Annotated in this window: 17 protein-coding genes; 6 read left to right on the forward strand and 11 right to left on the reverse strand. The window is 71.5% G+C overall.

Annotation, left to right across the window (positions count from 1 at the left end; all coding sequences use genetic code 11):
• Positions 1 to 107: 107 nt before the first annotated feature.
• From nrfD to ACN28C_RS18500, 7 genes are all read right to left on the reverse strand, one after another.
• Positions 108 to 1,130 (reverse strand): NrfD/PsrC family molybdoenzyme membrane anchor subunit, encoded by a 1,023-nt coding sequence (nrfD, locus tag ACN28C_RS18470; RefSeq protein ID WP_422768785.1) that lies wholly within the window; start codon positions 1,128 to 1,130, stop codon positions 108 to 110.
• Positions 1,130 to 2,098 (reverse strand): 4Fe-4S dicluster domain-containing protein, encoded by a 969-nt coding sequence (locus tag ACN28C_RS18475; RefSeq protein ID WP_422768786.1) that lies wholly within the window; start codon positions 2,096 to 2,098, stop codon positions 1,130 to 1,132. The genes nrfD and ACN28C_RS18475 overlap by 1 nt, the downstream gene beginning before the upstream one ends.
• A 3-nt stretch (positions 2,099 to 2,101) precedes the next feature.
• Positions 2,102 to 5,341: a formate dehydrogenase gene (fdh, locus tag ACN28C_RS18480; RefSeq protein ID WP_422768787.1), complete on the reverse strand. Its 3,240-nt coding sequence runs from the start codon at positions 5,339 to 5,341 to the stop codon at positions 2,102 to 2,104.
• Positions 5,342 to 5,366: 25 nt separating this feature from the next.
• Entirely contained in the window at positions 5,367 to 5,705 is a 339-nt protein-coding gene (locus ACN28C_RS18485) for a hypothetical protein (RefSeq protein WP_422768788.1), read from the reverse strand.
• Positions 5,706 to 5,909: 204 nt separating this feature from the next.
• The gene (locus ACN28C_RS18490; RefSeq protein WP_422768789.1) at positions 5,910 to 7,016 is read right to left on the reverse strand and encodes a cellulose binding domain-containing protein; all 1,107 of its coding nucleotides are present in this window, start codon (positions 7,014 to 7,016) and stop codon (positions 5,910 to 5,912) included.
• 468 nt (positions 7,017 to 7,484) lie between these two features.
• Entirely contained in the window at positions 7,485 to 7,676 is a 192-nt protein-coding gene (locus ACN28C_RS18495) for a DUF397 domain-containing protein (RefSeq protein WP_422774730.1), read from the reverse strand.
• Positions 7,636 to 8,454: a helix-turn-helix domain-containing protein gene (locus tag ACN28C_RS18500; protein WP_422768790.1), complete on the reverse strand. Its 819-nt coding sequence runs from the start codon at positions 8,452 to 8,454 to the stop codon at positions 7,636 to 7,638. Before ACN28C_RS18500 ends, ACN28C_RS18495 begins: the two co-directional genes overlap by 41 nt.
• 243 nt (positions 8,455 to 8,697) lie before the next feature.
• Here ACN28C_RS18500 and ACN28C_RS18505 point away from each other — a divergent pair, with 243 nt between their 5' ends.
• Positions 8,698 to 9,054 carry a hypothetical protein gene (locus ACN28C_RS18505; RefSeq protein WP_422768791.1) on the forward strand — a complete coding sequence of 119 codons (357 nt, stop codon included), beginning with the start codon at positions 8,698 to 8,700 and terminating at the stop codon, positions 9,052 to 9,054.
• 3 nt (positions 9,055 to 9,057) lie between these two features.
• Positions 9,058 to 9,348, forward strand: a complete 291-nt coding sequence (locus ACN28C_RS18510) for a flavin reductase (protein WP_421493576.1) — start codon at positions 9,058 to 9,060, stop codon at positions 9,346 to 9,348.
• A 161-nt stretch (positions 9,349 to 9,509) separates the two neighbouring features.
• On the opposite strand, the gene ACN28C_RS18515 is transcribed toward ACN28C_RS18510, so the two are convergent.
• The 3 genes from ACN28C_RS18515 to metG form a co-directional block, all read right to left on the reverse strand.
• A complete protein-coding gene (locus ACN28C_RS18515) occupies positions 9,510 to 10,238 on the reverse strand; it encodes a tetratricopeptide repeat protein (protein ID WP_422768792.1) in 729 nt (242 codons plus the stop codon).
• Between the two features lie 70 nt (positions 10,239 to 10,308).
• Positions 10,309 to 11,073 (reverse strand): GNAT family N-acetyltransferase, encoded by a 765-nt coding sequence (locus ACN28C_RS18520; protein ID WP_422768793.1) that lies wholly within the window; start codon positions 11,071 to 11,073, stop codon positions 10,309 to 10,311.
• A 202-nt stretch (positions 11,074 to 11,275) separates the two neighbouring features.
• Positions 11,276 to 12,826: a methionine--tRNA ligase gene (gene metG / locus ACN28C_RS18525; protein ID WP_422768794.1), complete on the reverse strand. Its 1,551-nt coding sequence runs from the start codon at positions 12,824 to 12,826 to the stop codon at positions 11,276 to 11,278.
• Positions 12,827 to 13,006: 180 nt separating this feature from the next.
• Here metG and ACN28C_RS18530 point away from each other — a divergent pair, with 180 nt between their 5' ends.
• From ACN28C_RS18530 to ACN28C_RS18545, 4 genes are all read left to right on the forward strand, one after another.
• Positions 13,007 to 13,432 carry a TOBE domain-containing protein gene (locus ACN28C_RS18530; protein WP_422768795.1) on the forward strand — a complete coding sequence of 142 codons (426 nt, stop codon included), beginning with the start codon at positions 13,007 to 13,009 and terminating at the stop codon, positions 13,430 to 13,432.
• Entirely contained in the window at positions 13,429 to 14,226 is a 798-nt protein-coding gene (modA, locus tag ACN28C_RS18535) for a molybdate ABC transporter substrate-binding protein (RefSeq protein ID WP_422768796.1), read from the forward strand. Before ACN28C_RS18530 ends, modA begins: the two co-directional genes overlap by 4 nt.
• 78 nt (positions 14,227 to 14,304) lie before the next feature.
• Positions 14,305 to 15,075 (forward strand): ABC transporter permease, encoded by a 771-nt coding sequence (locus tag ACN28C_RS18540; protein WP_422774731.1) that lies wholly within the window; start codon positions 14,305 to 14,307, stop codon positions 15,073 to 15,075.
• Positions 15,072 to 16,181: an ABC transporter ATP-binding protein gene (locus ACN28C_RS18545; RefSeq protein WP_422768797.1), complete on the forward strand. Its 1,110-nt coding sequence runs from the start codon at positions 15,072 to 15,074 to the stop codon at positions 16,179 to 16,181. The genes ACN28C_RS18540 and ACN28C_RS18545 overlap by 4 nt, the downstream gene beginning before the upstream one ends.
• 93 nt (positions 16,182 to 16,274) lie before the next feature.
• Here the strand turns inward: ACN28C_RS18545 and ACN28C_RS18550 are convergent, their stop codons facing one another.
• A complete protein-coding gene (locus ACN28C_RS18550; RefSeq protein ID WP_422768798.1) occupies positions 16,275 to 16,655 on the reverse strand; it encodes a DUF1622 domain-containing protein in 381 nt (126 codons plus the stop codon).
• Positions 16,656 to 16,796: the final 141 nt, after the last annotated feature.

Raw genomic sequence — 16,796 nt, forward strand, 5'->3', positions numbered from 1 at the left:
TCACCGGCGCCGCGCCGTCCGCCGCTCCTGCTGTCGGACGGCCAGCGCCGCGGCGAGGCAGGTGGTCAGGACGATGCCGGCCAGGGGCAGGTACTCGAGTGCCTTCTTCACGAGGTGGTCGCCTCCTCGGCCCGGGCCGAGAGCCGTTCCCGCTGCGGCGCGACGGTGTACGCCGGATCCCGGGCGGAGTCGACCCCGGCGGTGAAGATGCCGAACCGGGTGCAGACGGCACCGGCCAGGAAGGCGGCCCCGGCTGCGGCGCCGGTGGCGCGGCTGCGCCGGCCGGTGACCGCCAAGGCCGCGCCTGCGATGTTCAGCGCCCTGCCGAGGCGGAGCAGCCGTCCACCGGCACCGGTCTGCAGGGGCTCGGCGAGCAGGCCGAGCCGCCGCTCCATCCGCCGGGCGGCGGTCAGCTCGACGGCGGCACCAAGCACGGCGGCCCGGCGGGCCGGGCCGGCCTCGGCGGCCGGCGCGACCAGCAGGCCGAGCCCGCCGGCGGAGGCGGCGGCGGACCCGACGAACATCGCCGGCAGTTCCCGGTACGCCTCGTGCCAGGTCGGCACCGCCGTATTGGCGATCAGCGCACCCGTGTACGCGGCGACCGCCGGCCCGACCAGCGCCGCACCCGTCGTGCCGAGCCGGCCGAGCCGGGGTAGCCAACCGGTCACCTGGCTGCCGGCGGCCAGCGCGGCCAGCGGGCCGTACGTGGCCAGCAACCAGGATCCGATGCTCATCGGCGAACTGGGCTTGCAGACCCGCAGCATGTTGACGAAGCGCTCCGGCCGGCCGAGGTCGTGGATCAGCGCGTAGAGCGAGCCGCCCAGCGCGCCCGCGGCGCCGGCCTTGAGCCCGGCGGCGAGCCGGGTCCGCCCGCTCAGTTCGGCGGCGGCGGCCAGCGTGGAGGAGGCACCGGCCAGCCCGCCGAGGAAGAGGTAACCGGCGATGTCCGGCGCCTGCCAGGTCGGCGGGTTGAGCACCGGCAGCCCGTAGTACGAGCGGAACTCGGCCCTGGACACCATCAAGCGCTCGCCGCGTTGGTGCCGCCGCCACCGGCCGGCCGAACCGACCGCCGCCTCCCGCTCGGCGGGCAGTTCCGGGTGGCCGTCGAGGCGTACGTCGGTCTGGTTCATCAGCCCCCTCCGATGATCGTCACGCCGACCAGCCCGACCAGCAGCCCGGCGGCGGCCACCCCGACCCGGCGCCACATGGCCGGCAGGTCGCGGGTGGTGACCACCGGATCCGGTGGCAGGCCATACACCTCCGGCTCGTCGAGCAGCAGGAAGAAGGCGCCGGCGCCGCCCACCCCGTCGGCGGGGTCGTGCCCGTAGAGCCGGGCGTCGGCCACGCCCTGGTCGTGTAGCTGCCGGACCCGCTTCTCGGCCCGCTCGCGCAGCTCGTCCAGCTCCCCGAACTGGATCGAGTCGGTCGGGCAGCTCTTCGCGCAGGCCGGTTCCTGGCCGACGGAGAGCCGGTCGTAGCAGAGCGTGCACTTCCACACCCGACCGTCGTCTTTGCGCTGGTCGATCACCCCGTACGGGCAGGCCGGCACGCAGTAGCCGCAGCCGTTGCAGACGTCCTCCTGCACCACGACCGTGCCGAACTCGGTCCGGAACAGCGACCCGGTCGGGCAGACGTCCAGGCAGGCGGCGTGGGTGCAGTGCTTGCACACGTCCGAGGCCATCAGCCAGCGGAAGTCCATGTCCCGCACCGAAGCCACGTGCCCGTCCGGCGGCCGGGACTCCGGCATCCCGAGCGAGACCGGGGTGCGCGCCGCCGCCTGCGCGGTGATCGCCGCGGACAGCTCGGCGTCGGCGAGGTTCGTCTCCTGCCGGCCCAGCCGCCGAGGCTGCTCGACGAAGGCCACGTGCCGCCAGGTGTCGGCGCCGAGTCCCATCGTGTTGTCGTAGGACATGCCGGTGAAGGTCAGCCCGTCCTCGGGGACGGCGTTCCACTCCTTGCACGCCACCTCGCAGGCCTTGCAGCCGATGCAGACGCTGGTGTCGGTGAAGAAGCCCACCCGGGGCGGGTGCGGGTCGTACCCGCTCGCGCCGGCCGGGTCGAGGCCGGAGCGGGCCGCCTCCCGCAGGTCGACTCCCATCGCCTAGGCCTCCGTTCCGGTCAGGCTGGTGATGCCGGCGCGGGCCTGGTACTCGCCGACCAGCGCGGGCCGGGCCGGTCCGCGTGGCCGCCGGCCGGGCCGGATGTCGGCGGCGAAGGCCTTCACCTCCTGGATGTGCGAGTTCGGGTCCAGCGAGATGGAGGAGAGCTCGTTGGCGGCGTCGCCCCGGCTGTATCCGTTCGGTCCCCAGTGGAACGGTAGGCCGATCTGGTGGACGACCCGACCGTCCATCCGGAGCGGCGCCATCCGCTCGGTGACCAGGACCCGGGCCTCGATGGCGTTGCGCGCCGTGACGATGGTGGCCCAGCCGCCGTGTGTCAGCCCGCGTTCCACGGCCAGTTCGGGGGAGACCTCGCAGAAGAACTCGGGTTGCAGCTCGGCCAGGTACGGCGTGTTCCGGCTCATCCCGCCGGCGGTGAAGTGCTCGGTGAGCCGGTAGGTGGTGACCACGTACGGGAAGACCTCCGCGCCGGCCTGCCGGCCGCTCGGCTGGTAGCGGTTGTGCCGGTGCGGGTAAGTCAGCCGGGCCGGGTTGCGCTGCTGGCCGTAGAGCGGGTTGTCGATCGGGGAGTCCTGCGGCTCGTAGTGGGTGGGCAGCGGCCCGTCGACGATGCCGGCCGGGGCGTAGAGCCAGCCCCGCCCGTCGGCCTGCATGATGAACGCGTCGGTGCCGCGCAGCGCCGACACTCCGGTGGCGCCCTCCGGTGGCTGGTAGTCGGGGCGCTTGGTCGGTTCGAAGTCGGGTACGTCGTACCCGGTCCACCGACCGGCCTGCTCGTCCCACCAGACCAGCTTCTTCCGCTCGCTCCACGGCCGGCCGTCGGGGCGGGCCGAGGCGCGGTTGTAGAGCAGCCGCCGGTTGTCCGGCCAGGCCCAGGCCCACTCCTGGGCGACCCAGTTCTGCTCCTCGGCGGGTTTGCGCCGCGCCGCCTGGTTGACCCCGTCCTTGTACACCCCGCAGTAGATCCAGCAGCCGCACGCGGTGGAGCCGTCGTCGGCGAGCGCGACGTAGCCGGGCAGGGGCACACCGTCGGCGTTCCAGCCGTTGATCTCCGCGAGGACCGCCTCGGCGGAGGGCTCCGCCACCGCCCCCTCGGTGGGGTAGTCCCAGGTGAGTTCCAGGATCGGCCGGTCCATCGGCTCGGTGGAGCCGGCGAGCTTGTCGCGGATGATCCGGCCGAGGTGGTACATGAACCAGAGTTCGCTGCGCCGGTCACCCGCCGGCTCCACCGCCTGGTGGTGCCATTGCAGCATCCGGTTGGTGTTGGTGAAGCTGCCGGACTTTTCGACGTGCGCGGCGGCGGGCAGGAAGAAGACCTCGGTGCCGATCTCCTCGGTACGCAGCTCGCCGGACTCGATCTCCGGCCCGTCCCGCCACCAGGTGGCACTCTCGATCAGGCTGAAGTCGCGGACCACCAGCCAGTCCAGGTTCGCCATGCCGAGGCGCTGCATCTTGGCGTTCGCCGAGCCCACCGCCGGGTTCTCGCCGAGCAGGAAGTATCCCTTGCAGGTGCCGGCGAGCTGTTCCAGCACGGTGTCGTAGGTGCAGTGGCTGCCGGTGAGCCGGGGCAGGTAGCCGAAGCAGAAGTCGTTCTCCGGCGTGGCCGCCGCCCCCCACCAGGCCTTCATCAGGCTGACCAGGTACGCCTTCATGTTGGCCCAGTAGCCCTTCTTGGCGGCGTCGGCGGCGACGAAGTCGTCGAGTGTCTCGCTCGTCTGCGCGTGCGGCATCGGGATGTAGCCGGGCAGCAGGTTGAACAGGGTGGGTACGTCGGTGGAGCCCTGGATGCTGGCGTGCCCGCGCAGTGCCTGGATGCCGCCGCCGGGGCGGCCGATGTTGCCCAGCAGCAACTGGAGCACGCTGGCGGCCCGGATGAACTGGGAGCCGTCCGAATGCTGGGTCCAGCCCACCGCGTAGATGAACTCACTCGTGCGCTCCGGGCCGGAGTTCTCCACCAGGTGTCGGCACACCTGCGCGAAGACCTCGGGCGGGGTGCCGCAGATCCGTTCGACCATTTCAGGGGTGTAGCGGGCGTAGTGCCGCTTGAGGATCTGGTAGACGCAGCGCGGGTGCCGCAGGGTGGGGTCCTGCTTCGGCTCCCCGTTGAGCGCCGCGCCGCCGGAGCCGTGCTTCTCGCCCCGCCCCGACGAGGCGCCGGAGGCGCGCTGCCGGTGGTCGGTGTTCCGCTTGCCCGAGGCGGAGACGATCCTGACGCCCTCGTACTGCCAGGTCTGCTCGGAGTAGACGTGCTCATCCGGGTCGAAGCCGGAGAAGAGCCCGTCCAGATCCTCGGTGTCGCGGAAGTCCTCGTTGATTATCGTGGCCGCGTTCGTGTATGCCAGTACGTACTCCCGGAAGTCCTTCTCCTCAGAGAGGACGTGGTTGATGATCCCGCCGAGGAACGCCACGTCGCTGCCGGCCCGGATCGGCACGTGCAGGTCGGCCAGGGCGCTGGTACGGGTGAACCGCGGGTCGACGTGGATGACGATCGCGCCGCGTGCCTTGGCCTTCATGATCCACTGGAATCCGACCGGATGGGCCTCGGCGTAGTTGGAGCCCTCGATGACGATGCAGTCGGCGTGCTGGGCGTCCTGCATGAAGGTGGTGGCACCGCCGCGCCCGAACGAGGTGCCGAGACCGATCACCGTGGAGCTGTGGCAGACCCGGGCCTGGTTCTCGATCTGCACCATGCCGAGTGCGGTGAACAACTTCTTGATGAGGTAGTTCTCCTCGTTGTCCAGGGTCGCGCCGCCCAGGCTGGCGATGCCCATCGTGCGGGCCACCCGTTTGCCGTTCTCCTCGGCCCGCCAGGTCTCCCGACGGGTCCGGATCACCCGGTCGGCGATCATGTCCATCGCCGTGGCGAGGTCGATCTCCTGCCACTGTCCGGCGTACGGCGGGCGGTACAGCACCGTGCGAATCCGGCCGGAGTCGGTGGTCAACTGGAGCGAGGCGGCGCCCTTCGGACAGAGCCGACCCCGGCTGACCGGCGAGTCCGGGTCGCCCTCGATCTGCACCACCCGCTCGTCCCGGACGTAGACGTTCTGGGCGCAGCCGACGGCGCAGTAGGGGCAGATCGACTTGACGACCCGCTCCGCGCCGGCGGTGCGTGGATCGAGGGAGTTGCTCCCCGACGACTTGGCGGCCGCACCCCGGCCGTACCGGTCGGGGCCGGTGAGCTGCCGCCAGACGGGCCACGCGCCAAGGGAGATCCTGGCCATCCCTGCTCTCCTTCCGCTCGGCCGCTCAGCCCGGCCCGTCCGGATCGGCCGCCTGTCGCCGCTGCACGTCCGGGTGGGCGGCCTGTTGCATCTGCCGGTCCTCGGCGGCCCGGCGGCGTACCCACTCGTGCACCAGCGGCGACGAGGTCGGGTTGACCTCGCGGTCGTTGACCAGTCGCTGCGTCCGGGAGGGCAGAATCCCCGGCCGGTCGCGCTGCTCCCGGGTCACGCCGTCGCCGTTGTCCGCCGGTACGCCGGTGGCGATCAGGTATGCCTGACCGGCCGGTATGCCGAGCCGGCGGGCGATCTCGGGATAGTCGTGCCCCTGCTCGAGCAGGCGCAGGACCTGACCCTTGTCTGGCATGCCGAATGCCCTCCTAACGACGCAATAGTGGCATATGCCCGCGCCGTTGCCCGGCCGCTCCGGGATCCCGCCCGAAAGAGGTCGCCGCGCACTCGCCCGGCCGCCACCGTCCGATAGCTCCACAGCCGCCGTCCGGTAGCTCCACAGCCGCCGACCGGGCTCAGGCAGGTGCACCGGGCCCGGTCGGCGGGAGGAGGCGGCGGATCAGCGGTACGACACCGAGAAGCTGTTGGTGGTGAAGTTCAGTCCACCCGACGACGAGGTGATCTCGTAGCCGAACTGGACGTCCCCGACCAGGACGTCGCCGTACCAGCCCGCGTTACGAATCCAGTTGAGCACGGCGAGGATGTCCACCGTCCCCGAGTTGGTGTTGCTGGTGCGGATGAACGAGAAGACCTCGTTGGCACCGTTCGAGCCCCGGTAGATCTGCCAGGTATGCCCGCCGACCGACGCCGTGGTCTGTAGTGAGCCCAGCGGCCCCACCGGGCCGGTCTTGTTCATCCAGAGCATGATCTCGTACGCGTGGTTGTTGGCCCAGATGTCGTAGGTGCTCGCATACGCCCCGCCGCTCGGCACGGTCACGTTGAAGCTGCTGGTCAGGCTCTGGATCGCGCTGAGGTTCCGGTTCACGTTCCGGGTCGCGTTGGGATAGGACTTCACGCCGCCGGTGTTCGGGTGGTTGGCGTTGACCCCCCAGTTGCTGTACGAGTTGGCCCAGATGGTCTGGCTGCCGGCGCCGCTGCCCCAGATGTTGTTGTAGAGCGTGTACCCGCCGTTGGTCCACGTCCCCCACTGGTCGGACGACGTCCACGCGACGCCTCCGGGTTGTGAGGGTGTCGGGGTGGGCGCACCGGTGGGCGGCTGCCCGGTGGAGGGAGCTCCGGTGCAGGTCACCCCGTTGAGGGTGAACGAGGTGGGCGCGGTGTTACTGCCGTTCCAGGTCCCGTTGAAGCCGGGCGTGACGGTGGCGTTCGTGCCCAGGGCGGCGTTGTAGGACGCATTGGTCACCGTGACGCGGGAGCCGCTCTGGCTGAACTCGCCGCCCCAGCCCTGCGTGACGGTCTGCCCGTTCGCGAAGCTCCACTGCAGCGTCCACCCGTTGAGGGGATCGCCGAGGTTGGTGAGGGCCACGTTGGCGGTGAATCCACCCGGCCACTGGTTGACGGTGTAGTTCACCCGGCAGCCGGTGGCGGCGCTGGCCGGGGCACCGAGCACCGCCGTCGCGCCGACGCCCAGCAGCAGGGCGGCGACGGCGGCGAGGCCGGTACGGAGCGTTCTGTGCCTGGTCCCGCGCAAGGGGACGGGTCTCATGCGGGCCTCCTAACGTGTCGTGTCACCGCCGGGGCGGCGACCGGGTCCGGTGGAGCACTTAGTTTGGTTGCCCAACAAAACCCATCGTGCCACCGACGGGACACCACGACAATCGTCGATTTCCGCGAGCTGCGCGGGCGACGGGGGAGCGCTCGCGTCCCCGGTGTGTTCCCGGCGGCCTGTGCGCATCCGTGGCTGGCCAGGCGAAGGCGGTAGCGACGCGGGGCGCTGTCCGGCGTCCGACCGGCGGATTTGACGGCGGGGATGGGGTGCGACCCTGGCCGCGATCGAGCTTCAGCGGGAGGTGTAGCGGCTCGGATTCCGGACAGAGCCGAATCCCGGCCACGGCGCGCTCAACCGGCCCGGTGTCGCGATCGGGCGGAACCTCGGGGGCCGCCCGCGGCTAGTCGCCCGCTTGCCCCCACACGGTAGTCAACGGGATTCTGGCGCGCGGCGCGTGCCGACCCGTCAGTGGCCGTGCCTGGTCAGGTTGACGAACGCCTGCCACGCGGCCGGGGCGAACGCCAGGGTTCCGCCGTCCCGGTCCTTGGTGTCCCGAACCAGCACCCGGCCAGGAAGGTTGTCGGCAACCTCGACGCAGTTGCCGCCGCTCTGGCCGCTACGGCTGGCCTTGCGCCAGCGCGGCCGTTCGGTCGTCATCGTCATCCACCAACCTCAGAATGAAGTCTCTTGACTGGGCGCACGGAAGTGCAGCCGCTGCTATAGCCTGCCACGTCCGATCGAGGCCAGCCACGCGGCCCGGCTCGACGATCACGCGGTCCTCGTAGAAGTCTTCCAGCAGGCCGACCATCCCCCCGCCCTCCAGCGTCGCCAAGGCGAACGACCCGCTGCGCCCCGCGTGTAGCCCCGCTTCGTCCGGAATGACGTGGACGAAGACGTTGGGCCGGGCGCCAACGTCCGCCAGTGCCAGCAGTTGATCTTTAGCGATCTCCGGTGGGCCGCATCGGAGCGTGGACGCGTCCAGGAAGAACACGAAGGACGGCCGGCCGGGACGGTCGATGATCGTGGCTTGCCGCTCCATACGCAGGACAACCCGGTCAAGTACCTCATCGTCGGTGAGCAGCCCCGTACTGGCAAACACGGCACGGGCGTACGCCTCTGTCTGTAACAGGCCGGGGATCAGGGTTGCTTGGAAGTAGCGAAGAGTCGAGGCCGTTTCCTCCAAGTCCCGCCAAGGGCGGAACCAGCTTGGCGGCGGCTTCCGGTTTGCCCTGGCCTCGGCAGACGCCTTCTGGATCTCGGTCCCGGTTCCAAAGTAATCATCCAGGCAGACCGCCGTTTCCGCCCGGGGGACATGTCTCGCCGTCTCGAATGCGGCTATCAAGGACTTGCTGACCTGCACTACCTCTGCGACCTGATCTTGAGTAACCCCGCGCTCGGCCCTCAGCTCTTTGAGTCTTGCTGGGAGATTACTCATGTTTAGCGCCTCTCTTAAATCGCCAGGGCATCGGGATATCCATGTTTACTGTCGCTAACGCATCTTCCCTTGTTCACGCTTTGCCGTCCATGGTGGATCGCAGGCGCTTTCGGGTGGCGGTCCGCAAACGTTCATCCCCAAGTCTGCCGGGGCGCCCAGGGGGCGGTGTCTGGACGTTGAGGTCGAACGAGGTCCGAGCGGGCACCACCCCCGTCCCCCAACTGTCGACGGGAGGCAAGACGCATGAGAGAGACCCGCAACCCCCGCCATCGTCGGGCGTGGTGGCGCCTCTGGCGGTACTGCCGGTGCGGCCATCGCTGGGTGTGCCCCGACGCGATCGAACGCGTACCGATGCCGTGTCGGCCACCCGCGCCGCTGGTGCACCGGGACTGCTGGGACAACCCTCGCTCGATCGAACTGACCGAGGAGGAGGCGACCGAGGTCCGTGCCCTGTCGGACCCCACACCGCCACCACCGCCGCAGGTCCGGAATCGTCGGCCCGGGTGGGACGCACCCACCCGCTCGCAGCCGCGCAACGGCCGGCCGGGCACCCTGACCCCGGCCCAGCAGCACCGCGCCCGGCACACCGAACGGATGTAGACCGTGATCGGGCCGTGGGCGCGATGGGAGCGGCACGCCGCACGGCGACGGCTGGCGGCGGCCCGCGCGGGGCAGCACCTCCCCGGAGACCGGTACGCCTGCCTGGTATGCGAACACGACTGGCCCTGCCACGATGCCCGCCTGGCCCTACTGCGCAGCTTCAACGGCAACCGGGTCGGACTGACGATGTACCTCGCCGCGCACCTCGCCCGCGCACTGGAGGCACTTCCCGACCGTCACCCCGCCACGATCGTCGGACAGATCCTCTACTGGGTTCCCCGCCGCCGACAGTGACCTGCCTCATCACCCACGCGGAAGCTGTTCCTCCGGCGAGTTTCCGCGCCGGCCCGCCCTGGACCCCCTGCCCCGGGTCCGGGGCGGGCCCCCTTTCCCCTGTTGCCACTGCGGCGCTGACCTGGCGAAGGGAAAGCAAGGTCCCGGTGTGTCGAGGTGTGTCAGGGCCGGTCGTCGGCGAAGGCCGCGCGGGGGTCGAGAAGCTGGCCCCGGGCGTACTCGTCGGCGAAGGCGGCCGGGCCGAGCGCCTCGGTCGCCGCCGTGCGCACCCTGGCGAGGTCGGCCGCGTCGTCGGGATCCGGCACCTGGCCGAGCGACGCGAACGCGGCGTCCGCGACACCGACCATGCGGGCCGCCCGGGCGTGGTCGGCCCCGGCGGAGGCGAGCGCGGCGCCCGCCACGCAGACGTACGGCACGAAGTCGTCCCAGCCGTTGCCGAACACCTGCGCACGGCTCTCGGCGAAGAGCCTCCCCGCCACGTCGAGATGCCCCAGGCCCAGCTCGCAGAAGGCGAGGTTGTGGTATTCCGAGTTGACCGTCCTCGGCTGTCCGAGCGCCTCGTTGAGGGCGATGCTCTCCCGGTAGAGGTCCCGGGCGCGGAGCAGGTCGCCGGAGATCCGCGCCACGCCCGCGAGTACGTGTCTCGGCCGCTCCTCGAGGCTGCGGTCGCCGGAGCGCAGGGCGACGGCGAGCGCCTCCCGGGCCCTGGCCTCTCCGGCCGCCAGGTCGCCGCCACGGATGGCGACCCGGGCCAGGCTGTACCGGGCCTCCACCTCGCCCGCCGGGTCGCCGGCCGCCCGGGCCCGCTCGATCTCGGCCTCGCTCATCCGGACGACGACGTCGGTCTCGCCGCGCCGGAAGGCCGAGCGCACCCTCTCACTGAAGTTCACGGCTCATCTCTCAGACGTGTGTCGTGGCCTGTCCCGGACGTGTGTCGTGGCCTGGTCGGTGCGTCCGGGGTCATGACCCCGCGTCGAACACGGTCCAGGTCTCCACGTGTCGCAGGCCCATCGACTCGTAGAGCGGCCGGCCCATCGCGGAGGCGTGCAGGTAGACCGCGTCCGCGCCGGCCGCGACGCCGTCGCGCAGTACAGCCTCGGTGATCGTCCGGCCCAGGCCGCGGCGGCGGGCGGCCGGGACGACGGCGATGTTGAAGACGCCGACCGCGCTGCGGGTCCGTATCCCCAGGCCGGTGCCGGTGGGGCGGCCGGACTCCCCGGTCAGGTAGCCGGTGAGCGGCTCGGTGTCGAGCAGGCCACCGCCGAAGAGCGAACCGAAGGCGTCCGCAGGCACTTCGAAGCCCCGGGCGAGAGCCTCCGTGTAGAGATCACTCTCGGCCGCGCCGACCCGGCGTACCGCGGTCCGGGGTGCCTCGCCTTGCCGGAACACGATGTCGTCGGCGGCGCAGGCCAACAACGGCAGGTCGCTGCGCCTGGCCAGGCCGTGCCGGGCCGCGAGGTCGGCGACCTCGTTGCCGGCCTCGCCGCGCACCATGATCGACCAGGCTCCGGCCTGTCTGGCGACCTCGGTCGCCATCTCGTCGAGCGAGTCGATGTCCGGTTCCGGTGTCGTGTCGTAGGCGGCGTTCATGGTCGGGATGCCGGCGTGCGTCACCGCCGCGCGGGCGGTGCCCCGCTCGGCGTACCAGCCCTTCGGAGTCACCCGGCAGAGCAGCTCGATGGCGTCGAAGTACGCCGCCGCCATCCGCTCGGCGGTGGTGGTCACAGGTGTCTCCCTCACATGTCCCGTAGCCGGGGCCGGGCTGCTGCCCCGATGCCCGGCGGTCGGCCCGCGGTCGGTCGGGGCCCGGCCTGCCGCCCCGGACGATAGAGTTCGGCCGCCTCCCGCGCCACGAGGACCGGACGGATGTGGTCCTGGTCACCGCCGTTGCCGCCCGCGCCCGGCGGCATGGCCACCGCTGCGGCGGCTACCTCGGTGCGAGCCGTGGGAAGAGGGCATCAGGCTTGCTGACGGTGCGGCCGGCGACGCCGTCGAGCCAGTCCCCGGCGCCGGGGACGTCGGACTCGGTGGCACCCAGGGTCGCCAGGATGCGCGTGCCCGCCCGTGGCAGGAACGGGCCGACGGCATAGCCGAGCTGGCGGACCGCGGCGGCCAGGTGGTGCAGGGTCGTGTCGAGAAGGTGGGCGTCCTCCGCCCTGCCCGACCGGGCGAGGTGCCAGGGGGCGCGTTCGTCGATGTACGCGTTGCTGCGTCGGACCAGGTCGACGATGCGGGCCAGCGCCTCGCGGTGGTCGTAGCGGTCCATGGCGGCGGTCGCCTCCGACTCGGTGGTCCGGACCTGTTCGGCGAGGGCCCGGTCGGCTTCGCCGATGGGGCCGCCGGCCGGGACGACGCCGTCGCGGTAGCGGATCACCATGCTCGTCATCCGGCCGACGAGGTTGCCGAGCCCGTTGGCCAGGTCGGTGTTGTAGCGGCCGATCAGCCGTTCCTCGCTGAAGTCGCCGTCGCCGAAGGGCGAGAAGTCCGCCAGCAGGAGGTAGCGGACCGCGTCGAGTCCGTAGGTGTCGAGGAGTTCGCCCGGGTCGACCGCGTTGCCGAGCGACTTACTGATCTTGCCGCCGTCGACGGTGACGTAGCCGTGCACGACGATCTCGGTCGGCAGCGGGAGGCCGGCGGCGAGCAGCATCGCGGGCCAGTAGACGGCGTGGAAGCGGGTCACGCCCTTGCCCATCACGTGCACCCGGCTCGCCGCCTCCGCCCAGTAGCGGCGGTAGCGTTCGTCGTCGCGTACGAAGCCGAGGCCGTTGACGTAGTTGGTCAGCGCGTCGATCCAGACGTACATGACCTGGCCCGGGTCGTCCGGGACGGGGATGCCCCAGCCGCGGGCCCGCCCGACGGAGCGGGAGACGCTGATGTCGGCCAGGCCGCGGCGTACGAAGCTGGTCACCTCGTTGAGCCGGGTGTGCGGCACGACGGAGATCTCGCCGCTGGTCAGTGCCGCCAGCAGCCGGTCGTGGTATCGCGACAGCCGGAAGAAGTAGTTTGCCTCGCTGACCGGCTCCGGCACGGTGAGGTGCTCCGGGCATCTGCCGTCGGGCAGGTCGCCCTCCGGATAGAACTGTTCGCAGCCGACGCAGTACAGCCCCTCGTATTCCCTGAGGTAGATGTCGCCGCTGGCCCGCATCCGCCGCCAGAACTCGGTGGCACCCTCGATGTGGTCACTGTCCACGCTGGTCCGGACGAAGTGGTCGACCCGTAGGTCCAGTGCCTCGATCAGCCCTGCGAAGTGCGTGACGTTGCGGTCGACGAAATCCCTGGTCGTCAGCCCGGCCCGCTGGGCGGCGAGGACGTTCTTGAGGCTGTTCTCGTCGGAGCCGCTCATCAAGAAGACGTCGTCACCCCGGCGTGCCATGTGCCGCGCGTAGCTGTCGGCCTGGACGTATTCCAGCGCATGGCCGAGATGGGGGCGCGCATTCACGTACGGGATGGTGGTCGAGATGAACGACGTCCGGGGCATCCGAGTCCTGACCTCCGTCCACCGCGAACCGGCCCGGCCAGCCTAGCCGGACCCGGGACCGGAGCGCGGAGATTTTCGAGCCGGACCGGCAGCTGCGGTCCGTGAGCGGAGAGATGGATCGCAGATACGGCATGTTCGGCCACTTCATGCCGGCAGGTGCGGTCCGCTAGGGTGACCGTCGTGACGGTGTTCCGGATGGGTGAGGCGGCCGAGTTGCTCGGCGTCAGCGTGGACACGGTGCGGCGTTGGGTGGACTCCGGGCGACTCACCGCGATCCGGGACGGGCACGGCCACCGGGTGATCGACGGGGTCGAGTTGGCCGCGTTCGTGCGGGCGCACGCCGACGACCCTGACGAACGCGCCGACGAGTCGTCGGCGCGCAACCGGTTGCGGGGAATCGTCACCGCCGTGACCAAGGACGCGGTGATGGCGCAGGTGGACATCCAGGCCGGCCCGTTCCGGGTGGTCTCGCTGATGAGCCGCGAGGCGGTCGACGACCTCGGCCTGGCGGTCGGATCGGTGGCGATCGCAGTGATCAAATCGACCACGGTCGTCGTGGAACGGCCGGCGGCGGTGGCGGGAGGTCGAGGGAGGAGCAGCCCGTGAGAGCAGGACGATCCCGTACCGCCCTGGCCGCCGTCGCCGTGCTGGCGGTACTGGGGTCCACCGGGTGTGGCGGTGGCGACGAGGCCGGCCGGCAACCGAGCGGCGGCGGTGGCGCGGTGGACGGCACCGTCACGGTGTTCGCCGCCGCGTCACTGACCGAACCGTTCAGGCAACTCGGCAAGGACTTCGAGCGGGCCAACCCGGGGGTGCGGGTCACCTTCAGCTTCGCCGGCAGCTCGGCCCTGGCGACCCAGATCAACCAGGGCGCGCCGGCGGACGTCTTCGCCTCCGCCGCCCCGGCCAACATGGCGGTCGTCGTCGATGCCGGCAACGCCGAGGGGATGCCCACGGTCTTCGTACGCAACCAGCTCGTGATCGCGGTGCCGAAAGGCAACCCGGATGGGGTGACCCGGCTCGCCGACCTGACCGGGCCGGACGCGAAGGTCGCGGTCTGCGCCGAACAGGTCCCGTGCGGGGCGGCGGCGAAGAAGGCCCTCGACGCCGCCGGCGTGCGGCTCAGCCCGGTCACCCTGGAGCAGGACGTCAAGGCCGCCCTCTCCAAGGTCAGGCTGGGCGAGGTGGACGCCGCGCTGGTCTACCGCACCGACGCGAGGGCCGCCGCCGCCGACGTCGACGGGATCGAGTTCCCCGAATCGACCGTGGCGATCAACGACTACCCGATCACCGTGCTGGAGAACGCGCCCAACAAGCCGGGGGCGCAGGCGTTCGTCACCTACGTGCTCTCCGACACCGGCCGAGCCGTCCTCACCGCCGCCGGGTTCCAGGCCCCGTAGCCGATGTCCCGGCTCGACGATACGGTGGTGCGCTCCGGCCGGGCCACACCACCGGCACGCCCCGGGCACACCGGGCGGATGCCGGTGGCGCTGCTGCTACCCGCCGCGCTCGGGCTGCTCTTCCTCGTCCTGCCCCTGGCCGGACTGCTCGCCCGTGCCCCGTGGAGCACCCTGCCGCAGCGGCTGGCCGAGCCGGGCGTACTCACCGCGCTGCGGCTGTCGGTGCAGACCGCCACCCTCGCCACCCTGCTCTGCCTCGCCCTCGGCGTACCCCTGGCCTGGCTGCTCGCCCGGGTCGAGTTCCCCGGTCGCCGCCTGGTACGCGCCCTCGTCACCGTGCCCCTCGTCCTGCCGCCGGTGGTCGGCGGCGTAGCCCTGCTGCTGGTCTTCGGCCGCCGTGGGCTGCTCGGCTCCTGGCTCGACAGCACCCTCGGGATCACCCTCCCGTTCACCACCGCCGGGGTCGTCCTCGCCGAGGCGTTCGTCGCGATGCCGTTCCTGGTCATCGCCGTCGAGGGAGCACTGCGCGGCGCCGACGTGCGGTACGAGGAGGCGGCGGCGACCCTCGGTGCCAACCGGTGGACCACGTTCACGCACGTGACACTCCCGCTCGTCGCGCCCGGCATCGCCGCCGGAACGGTGCTCTGCTGGGCCCGCGCGCTCGGCGAGTTCGGCGCCACCATCACCTTCGCCGGCAACTTCCCGGGGCGCACCCAGACCATGCCGCTCGCGGTCTACCTCGCCCTGGAGACCGACCTGGAGGCGGCGATCGTGCTCAGCCTCGTCCTGCTCACCGTCTCCGTGGTGATCCTGGCCAGCCTCCGCGACCGCTGGATCGGCAGCCCGTGACCGCCGGCCCGACCGTGCACGGGAGCGAGCCCGACATCGGGGGGCCGCTGCTCGACGCCCGCCTCGTCGCGGACCGGGGCACCTTCCGGCTCGACCTGCCGCTGACCATCGCACCCGGCGAGGTCGTGGCACTCCTCGGACCCAACGGCGCCGGAAAGACCACCGCGCTGCGTACCCTCGCCGGCCTGCTGCCCCTCTCGGCCGGGCACCTCAGGCTCGCCGGCCACCACCTCGACCACCCGCGTCGGCGTGTCCGGATCCCGACCGAGCGGCGCCCGATCGGGGTGGTCTTCCAGGACTACCTGCTCTTTCCGCACCTCACCGCGCTGGACAACGTCGCCTTCGGGCTCCGCCGCCGCGGCCTGGACCGGCACCAGGCCAGGCGACGCGCGTCCGACTGGCTGGACCGGATGGGACTGACCGAGCACGCCCGCCGCAAGCCCCGGCAGCTCTCCGGCGGCCAGGCCCAACGGGTCGCCCTGGCCCGTGCCCTCGCCGTCGAGCCCGCCCTGCTGCTCCTGGACGAGCCGCTCGCCGCCCTCGACGCCGGCACCCGGCTCGACACCCGCGCCCAGCTCCAACGGCACCTGGCCGGGCATCCCGGGGCGACCCTGCTGGTCACCCACGACCCGCTCGACGCCCTGGTCCTCGCCGACCGGCTCGTCATCGTCGAAGGCGGCGAGGTGGTACAGGAGGGCGATGCCGCCACCATCACCGCCCAACCCCGCACCGACTACGTCGCCCGCCTGGTCGGGCTCAACCTCTACCGGGGGCACGCCGACGGGCACACGGTCCTGCTCACCGACGGGTTCCGGCTGACCGCGGGTGAGCAGCACGACGGCGACGTCTTCGTCGCCTTTCCACCCTCGGCCGTCGCCCTGCACCCCGGCCGCCCGGACGGCAGCCCCCGCAACACCTGGCCGGCCACGGTGAGCGGGGTCCAGCGGCACGGGGACAACCTCCGGATCCAGCTCACCGGTCCGATCCGGGCGGCCGCCGACGTCACCCCGCTCGCCGCCGCGCATCTGCGGCTCACCCCCGGTCAGCCGGTCTGGGCCGCCGTCAAGGCCACCGAGACCCGCGTCTACCCGGCGGCACCCGGATAGCTCGCCACCGATCCGTGGCCTCATCCGGCGCTCCCGACCCCCGTCCTCCCGACCGAGACCACCGACCGGCCGTGTCTGCCCGCCGTGCTCGGGTCAACCGGCCTGGTCGGGCCGGGCCTGTGCCGAGCTGGTCCGCCTGGACTGCCAGGGCCAACGGCCCTCCAGTTCGACCTCCAGTGACAGGCTGAGGAACGTCCGGACCAGGACGATGACCGCCAGCACCCCGACGCTCTCGAAGGTCGGTGAGACGGCCACGGTCCGGATGATGTCGCCGCCGACGATGATTTCCAGTCCGAGCAGGATTGCCCGGCCCACCGTCCGGCGGTAGGGGCGGTAGAGTTCGACGAGCTGACGTGTCCGCCAGTACCGGTAGAGGAAGTAGCCGGTGGCGATGACCACGCCACCGGCGATGACCAGTACACCAGCCAGATCCAGGAGCATGCCGACCCGGTCGATGATCTCCTTGCTGGACATTCCCGCCACGCTCCCCCCGCTGCCAGGTCCCGACCGACCCGGCCACACCCATCACTATCCGTGAACAACGCCGCCCCCGTGGTCGGTTGCTTCGCCATCCCCGGGCCGTCGAGCCGGCGCGGAGTGGCGGAGAACGGTCGA

The sequence above is a fragment of the Plantactinospora sp. WMMC1484 genome, assembly GCF_049315195.1.
GTDB lineage: Bacteria > Actinomycetota > Actinomycetes > Mycobacteriales > Micromonosporaceae > Plantactinospora.

Bases quoted from the DNA above. Each gene is read 5' to 3' on its own strand.
- nrfD (WP_422768785.1), bottom strand. From the start codon at position 1,130: ATGAACCAGACCGACGTACGCCTCGACGGCCACCCGGAACTGCCCGCC.
- ACN28C_RS18475 (WP_422768786.1), bottom strand. From the start codon at position 2,098: ATGGGAGTCGACCTGCGGGAGGCGGCCCGCTCCGGCCTCGACCCGGCC.
- fdh (WP_422768787.1), bottom strand. From the start codon at position 5,341: ATGGCCAGGATCTCCCTTGGCGCGTGGCCCGTCTGGCGGCAGCTCACC.
- ACN28C_RS18485 (WP_422768788.1), bottom strand. From the start codon at position 5,705: ATGCCAGACAAGGGTCAGGTCCTGCGCCTGCTCGAGCAGGGGCACGAC.
- ACN28C_RS18490 (WP_422768789.1), bottom strand. From the start codon at position 7,016: ATGAGACCCGTCCCCTTGCGCGGGACCAGGCACAGAACGCTCCGTACC.
- ACN28C_RS18495 (WP_422774730.1), bottom strand. From the start codon at position 7,676: ATGACGACCGAACGGCCGCGCTGGCGCAAGGCCAGCCGTAGCGGCCAG.
- ACN28C_RS18500 (WP_422768790.1), bottom strand. From the start codon at position 8,454: ATGAGTAATCTCCCAGCAAGACTCAAAGAGCTGAGGGCCGAGCGCGGG.
- ACN28C_RS18505 (WP_422768791.1), top strand. From the start codon at position 8,698: ATGAGAGAGACCCGCAACCCCCGCCATCGTCGGGCGTGGTGGCGCCTC.
- metG (WP_422768794.1), bottom strand. From the start codon at position 12,826: ATGCCCCGGACGTCGTTCATCTCGACCACCATCCCGTACGTGAATGCG.
- ACN28C_RS18540 (WP_422774731.1), top strand. From the start codon at position 14,305: ATGCCGGTGGCGCTGCTGCTACCCGCCGCGCTCGGGCTGCTCTTCCTC.
- ACN28C_RS18550 (WP_422768798.1), bottom strand. From the start codon at position 16,655: ATGTCCAGCAAGGAGATCATCGACCGGGTCGGCATGCTCCTGGATCTG.